The organism is Collinsella sp. TF09-1AT, from assembly GCF_003436895.1.
In the GTDB taxonomy this organism is placed as follows: domain Bacteria; phylum Actinomycetota; class Coriobacteriia; order Coriobacteriales; family Coriobacteriaceae; genus Collinsella.
Map to the genome: position 1 here is coordinate 385,378 of NZ_QSRC01000001.1, position 6,000 is coordinate 391,377.

At 55.8% G+C, this 6,000-nt stretch carries 5 protein-coding genes; 4 read left to right on the top strand and 1 reads right to left on the bottom strand.

The genetic code is table 11. The features are described 5' to 3' along the window. The first annotated feature begins 9 nt into the window (after window positions 1-9). The 4 genes from tgt to DXC90_RS01690 all read left to right on the top strand — a co-directional run bounded on the left by tgt (window position 10) and on the right by DXC90_RS01690 (window position 2,831). The gene (gene tgt, locus DXC90_RS01675) at window positions 10-1,149 is read left to right on the top strand and encodes a tRNA guanosine(34) transglycosylase Tgt (RefSeq protein WP_117734474.1); all 1,140 of its coding nucleotides are present in this window, start codon (window positions 10-12) and stop codon (window positions 1,147-1,149) included. A 198-nt stretch (window positions 1,150-1,347) separates the two neighbouring features. Further along, window positions 1,348-2,106: a TIGR00730 family Rossman fold protein gene (locus DXC90_RS01680; RefSeq protein ID WP_117734475.1), complete on the top strand. Its 759-nt coding sequence runs from the start codon at window positions 1,348-1,350 to the stop codon at window positions 2,104-2,106. Between the two features lie 114 nt (window positions 2,107-2,220). Continuing rightward, a complete protein-coding gene (locus DXC90_RS01685) occupies window positions 2,221-2,520 on the top strand; it encodes a type II toxin-antitoxin system RelB/DinJ family antitoxin (RefSeq protein WP_117734476.1) in 300 nt (99 codons plus the stop codon). Between the two features lie 2 nt (window positions 2,521-2,522). Continuing rightward, window positions 2,523-2,831 (top strand): type II toxin-antitoxin system YafQ family toxin, encoded by a 309-nt coding sequence (locus DXC90_RS01690; RefSeq protein WP_117734477.1) that lies wholly within the window; start codon window positions 2,523-2,525, stop codon window positions 2,829-2,831. 63 nt (window positions 2,832-2,894) lie between these two features. On the opposite strand, the gene DXC90_RS01695 is transcribed toward DXC90_RS01690, so the two are convergent. Next, window positions 2,895-5,879 (bottom strand): DEAD/DEAH box helicase family protein, encoded by a 2,985-nt coding sequence (locus tag DXC90_RS01695; protein ID WP_158550196.1) that lies wholly within the window; start codon window positions 5,877-5,879, stop codon window positions 2,895-2,897. Window positions 5,880-6,000: the final 121 nt, after the last annotated feature.

Sequence of the window (6,000 nt, forward strand, 5' to 3'; positions counted from 1 at the left end):
TTCCAGTTTATGGATCAAAACCTGTTTAAATTCGACCTGATCGCCGAGGATCCGACGACGCACGCGCGTGCCGGTGTGCTGCACACCCCGCACGGTGACATCGAGACACCGATCTTTATGCCCGTGGGCACCAAGGCAAACGTCAAGGGCATCCCCACCGAGACCGTCAAGCAGCTCGGTGCGCAGATCGTGCTCGCCAACACCTACCACCTGTCTATGCGTCCCGGCGAGGACACCATCGCCGAGCTGGGCGGACTGCACAAGTTTATGAACTGGTATGGTCCCATCCTCACCGATTCGGGCGGCTTCCAGGTGTTCAGCCACAACGACGCCGTCAAGCTCACCGACGAGGGCGTGCGCTTTATCGTCAACGATTACGACGGCCGCCACGTGTTCTGGACGCCCGAGGACAACATGGAAATCGCCATGAAGCTTGGCTCCGACATCTGCATGCAGCTCGACCAGTGCCCGGGCTATCCCGCCACGCGCGCCTACGTTGAGCGCGCCGTTGAGCTGTCGAGCATGTGGGCCGAGCGCTGCTATAAGGCTCACACCCGCGATGACCAGGCGCTCTTTGGCATCGTTCAGGGCGGTATGCACCTGGACCTGCGCCTTCGCTCGCTGCGCCATCTGGAGGAGTGCGGCGATTTTCCGGGTTATGGCATCGGCGGCTACTCGGTGGGCGAGGACCACGAGACCATGTTCGAGACGCTGGCGCCGCTGGCTTCCGAGTACATGCCTAAGCACAAGCCGCGCTACCTGATGGGCGTCGGCAACCCCACCACCCTCGTGCGCGGCGTGGGCGTGGGCATCGACATGTTCGACTGCGTGCTGCCGACGCGTACCGGCCGCATGGGCACGGCGTTTTCGAGCGAGGGTCGCCTCAACTTCCGCAATGCCCGCTTTGCGCACGACGACGGCCCCATCGATCCCACCTGCACCTGCCCGGTATGCACGGGCGGCTACAGCCGTGCGCTCATCCGCCACATGGTCACGCAAAAGGAGATGCTCGGCGGCATTTTGCTCTCGATGCACAACATCTACTACTTGCTCAACCTTATGCAGCAGGCTCGTCAGGCCATTATCGAGGGCCGTTACGGTGCGTTTGTGAGCGACTGGATGAACAGCCCTGCGGCGGTGGATTACTAAGAGCTCCGGGCTCGCTTACGAGCTGTTCGCGGCCGGCGCCGGGCATTGCATTCGCTGGCATCGGCTGCGCGACCGCTGACCGATGGCTTGCAAGCACTTGATGCATCGTGGGTACCATACCGAATGGTTGATGTTCGGGCGGGTGTTTGGCGCATGGCGTCGACCCCGCCCGTTTTCTTTTTCTCGATAGGAGTACGCATGATTAAAAATGAGAACGTCGAGGGCGAGCCTGCCTACGACGAGACGTACCGCCGCGGTCCCGTGGTCATGCGCGGCCCCATGATTCCTAAGGACAACACCTACGCCAACCTGCTGGCACCCGAGGAGTCGACCGACTGGCTGCATGCCGATCCGTGGCGCGTGCTGCGCATTCAGGCCGAGTTTGTCGACGGCTTTGGCGCGCTTGCCGAGCTCGGACCTGCGGTGACCATCTTCGGTAGCGCCCGCACGCCCAAGACCGATCCGCTCTACAAAGCGGCACGTACCGTCGGGCGCAAGATCGCGCAACGTGGCGTGGCGGTCATCACAGGTGGCGGCCCCGGCATCATGGAGGCAGCCAATAGGGGAGCGGCGAGCGCCAACGGCAAATCGGTCGGCTTGGGGATCGAGCTCCCGCACGAGCACGGGCTCAACAAATACGTGAACTTGGGCATGGACTTCCGTTACTTCTTTGTGCGCAAGACCATGTTCGTCAAATACAGCTCGGGCGCCATCGTGTTCCCCGGCGGTTTTGGTACGCTCGACGAGATGTTCGAGGTCCTTACGCTGGTGCAGACGCACAAGGTCAAGCGCATGCCGCTCGTGCTGGTGGGCAGCGAGTACTGGCAGGGCCTGTTCGACTGGCTCAACGGCCCGGTGATGGACGCCGGTATGATCAGTCCGCTCGATCCGGATCTAGTACACATTACCGACGACCTCAACGAAGCCGTCGACATTGCGCTCAGCGGGTTGATGTAGAGCAATCGTGCCCACCGCGACATGAATATGCATGGCAATCTGATGCTTTCTAACGTCAGGTTGCCATTTATATTGGGTATACTGATGCAAAAGACGAGGGCGAGGAGGTCGCGTATGTCTACTGCAACGGTTAAGCCTACGACGGTTCGCATCGAAGAGGGGCTCAAGGAGCAGGCGACCGAGTTCTTGGATTCGGTCGGCCTCAGCCTCAATTCCTATCTCAATCTTGCCGTTCGGCAGCTTGTAAATCAGCGAAAGATTCCTTTTGAGATTGTAGGAAGGGCGGAGGTGCCCAACGAGGCGACGAGGCGTGCCATGGTGATCGCCGAGGCTCATGAATTGGGGATTCTGCCAGACGACAGCCCGTCATTCAATAACGCTGATGAGCTTATATCATTCCTCGATGAGGGCTAGCGATGTTTGAGATTGAAATCGAGGCTCAGTTTAAGGCGGATTACAAACGGACGATGCGCATCCATCCGCAGCTAAAAACCGAGTTTAAGGCGGCAGTTGCAGAGCTTGCGGCTCACGGCTCGCTTCCCGCGGAATATGGTGCCCACGAGCTTTCAAACCCGGGCGGCAACTACAACGGTCATATCGATTTCCATCTATCCGATGGCTTGGTCGACGTGGTCGTTCTCTATTTGCCGCATAAGACTAATCCTGTGATCCGGTTGGTCAGAATGGGCTCGCATGACGAACTGTTTCAGGGTTCGCACGGCTGATTGCTCGCTTATGATTCGCGAGGGAATAGTAATTGATTCACGAGCGATTGAGCAAGGCAGCTCCTATTCCACCGCAACAGCTGGGGACGTCCCGTTCGTGGCTGCGACCTCCGGTTCTCCTCTTCGCTGGATTTCGCTTAAAAGCTCGGCTGCAACTTCGCTGCTTTTGAAACGGATGCTGCAGTCTTCTTTCTTAGGAAAAGCCAGTAATGGAATAGCTCCGTACCAGACGGTTTCCTCGTCAATTACTGACGCGCACAGGCGCCCTTCGGCTTTGATGGAATAGTCGACGTTCATCTCGGCAAAAATCGCTTTTACGTCATCGCGCGGAGTCGAGGCAATTGAAATCTCAAGGGCAATCCCACGGACAATAGCGCTCGTGAGCGCGGCGGCGAGCTTCGCGAGGCATGCGGCGGATGCGTAGGGCGCGGCAATAAAAATGCTTTTCGTTGCGCTTGCGATGTCGTCCGCTAAAGCCTCCACGGCTGTTGCCGACCTAACGAGGATGTTTCGATCGGCCTGTTTGTTGTCATTTGCTGCAAAGACTTCATACCCCAGCTTGGCATAGGTCTTGAGTCTCTTCTGGTACATACGCGCGAGCATGGGTATCGACAAATCAACATAGTCGAATATCTCAACCCGCTGCTTGCCCTCGTGACTTCTATGTAGTCTGCCTGCCTGCTGCGTTATGCTGCCGTCCCAAGATATCGGTGTGGCAATGAGCAGAGTGTCAAGGTAAGACAGGTCGAAGCCCTCGCCCAGAAGGCCTTCGGTTGCGATGATAATTCGATGCTCATGCTCGAAGCCGGGAAGGCTGTTCAGTATTGCCTTTCTTTCTTTGGCGTCGATTTCTCCGGTTAAGAGTATGGGTTCGTGTCCGCGGCTTTGAAGCAGCCTATATAGCTCTTCGGCATGTTTTTTCCTTTTGGATAGCACAAGCGAATGTCGACCGTTTGACGCGGTATCGAGGGCATCGTCGACAATTGCTTCGTTTCTCGCTGTGTGCGCACACAGGAGATCGAGAACCTGATTAAAGGACGCCCCTGGTTTGTAGGCGGGTAGTCGAACTCCGGTAAAACGCGGCCTAACAACGCGCTGAATTCCCTGTTGGATTGCTTGCGTTTTTGGATCAATGACATGGCGAAGCGGGCCGCAGAGCATTGAGAGTGCTCGCGTGAGTCCGTCCGAGCGTTCGGGCGTCGCAGAAAGGCCGTATACATATTTGGCTGGAGCGGACTTGAGGACAAGCTCAAGCTGTGGTGCGGCTGCATGGTGACATTCATCACAGATGACGAGGCCGTAATCACGAACGAACTCCTTGGCTATTGGTTCTCCGGTCTGGGGGTCCTTGCTGGACAGAGACTGGAATGAAGCAATGTCGATGAGATGGCTTATGGCGGTTTTACCTCCTCCGATTTGGCCAATGAGCGGCGGCTGCCTTTTACTGATTCGTCCTTTTGGGGTTCGGACTGGCTTTCTGTTATCAGTAATGTCGATAAACCGTTCGAGCTGGGATTTCCATTGGGCAATGAGCGCAGTCTTGGGAACGATGACGAGCGTTGGAAGACCGATGGTAGCAATAAGATAGGCTCCGATGACGGTTTTGCCGAAACCCGTCGGTGCAGACATGATTCCGTCTTCATAGCCGAGCATCTGTTCGGCGGCAATTTGCTGTTCAGGGCGAAGAGTCCCTTTAAATGCCATCACAATTGGATTGCCAGACTTGCGCTTGTCAGAATAGTGGGCAGCAACGCCGGCTTCTTGAAACAGCCACTCAAGCTGAGCCTTGCAGCCTCTGGGAATCGCGACGCAGCTGTCTCTAAGTTCGCTGAGGTCTATGTACCGCGGTTTGCCGAATACCGATTGATGCATAGATTGCGCGCGGAAGAATTCTGGGTTGGCAAATGTTGCAAGCCTGCGAACTTCCATTTGAGCTGCGGGACTCAGAGATTTTTCGGGGATATAGAGCATATCGGCCTGCGTGACGGACAGCGATGACGGGAAGTCCTGCGGCGTGAGCGGAAGCCGCTTTCGCGGCCTCTGAGAATGTGGCGCGGCGGTGTTTCCCACCACTGCAGCAGATATTCCATGCGGTTTATTGTCGATGCTCTCAATCAGTTTTTGCACTGTTGCATGTGGAATCAGCTGAATTTGCGAAAGGTAAAGCCATTGATCGGGAAAGGGCTCAAATTGCTCGTCAACAAATACACTGTTCCCTTTTCGCTGCGCTTTTCCTTGAAAAGGCAGTGCTATGAGATTTCCAAAGCCGCCCTCAGGAATGGTGGACTGCGCGGGCAGCATCCGGTCAAAAGCTTCAAAGGTGATTGTCTTGTTGAGCGCCGCTGCTTCGGTGATAAGGCTGCTTCCAAATTCTCGTGCGATCTTTGCGCTGGTGAGCTCTAGGAAGAAAAACCAGACATGTGTGCCGTTACCTGATCTCGATCGCTCGACCGCAGCATCGATTCCATGGTTTTTTGCGACACGCCGAATGGCGTTTGTCGCTTCTTTCCAATCGGCTCCGTCAAAGTCGATGACCAGGACTTTTGTGTTGCTGTCATTATCGAGAACATATTGACCTATGACGTCTCGGAGTCTGTCGTCACTGCCCTTGAAATGGGAGATGATCGCGGTATCGCTCAACTCGGGGAAGACGCGGTTGCCACATTCAGCGCATTTGGTTTTCTGACGATTTGCTTTGGGACAAATGCCTGACTTCCACTCGTTTGCGCAAGCGGGCGTATAGCCGATTCCCCCGTCTTTTCTGCGGTACCCATGGGCGTAAACATCTTTGCGGCCAGTAAAGAGATTGCGAAAGAGCTCGAGTTTGTCGCGCGCTGGACTCGCACTGGTGACGATACCCTCGACCTGCGTCCGTCTATCGAAAGATGTGCCAGCTTTCTCCCATTCTTCGAGCGTTGCGTAACGGATGTCTGGGCCATTGCTGCAGATGACGATTTGGCCGTGCGGCTCAGATACATGAACGACTGCTTCCTTGAATTGGAATACCGTGTCCCCGATGAGGGCGTATTGATGCGTGACGGTGCTCATGTAAATGCCGTTCTTGTTGGGGTTCATTAAAATGAGAGTACGTTATTTTGGTTTTTTGGGCATCCGATTCTGATTTTGGTGGTTGATTTCCGATCTCAGCCGAACACATTGAGCAAATAGG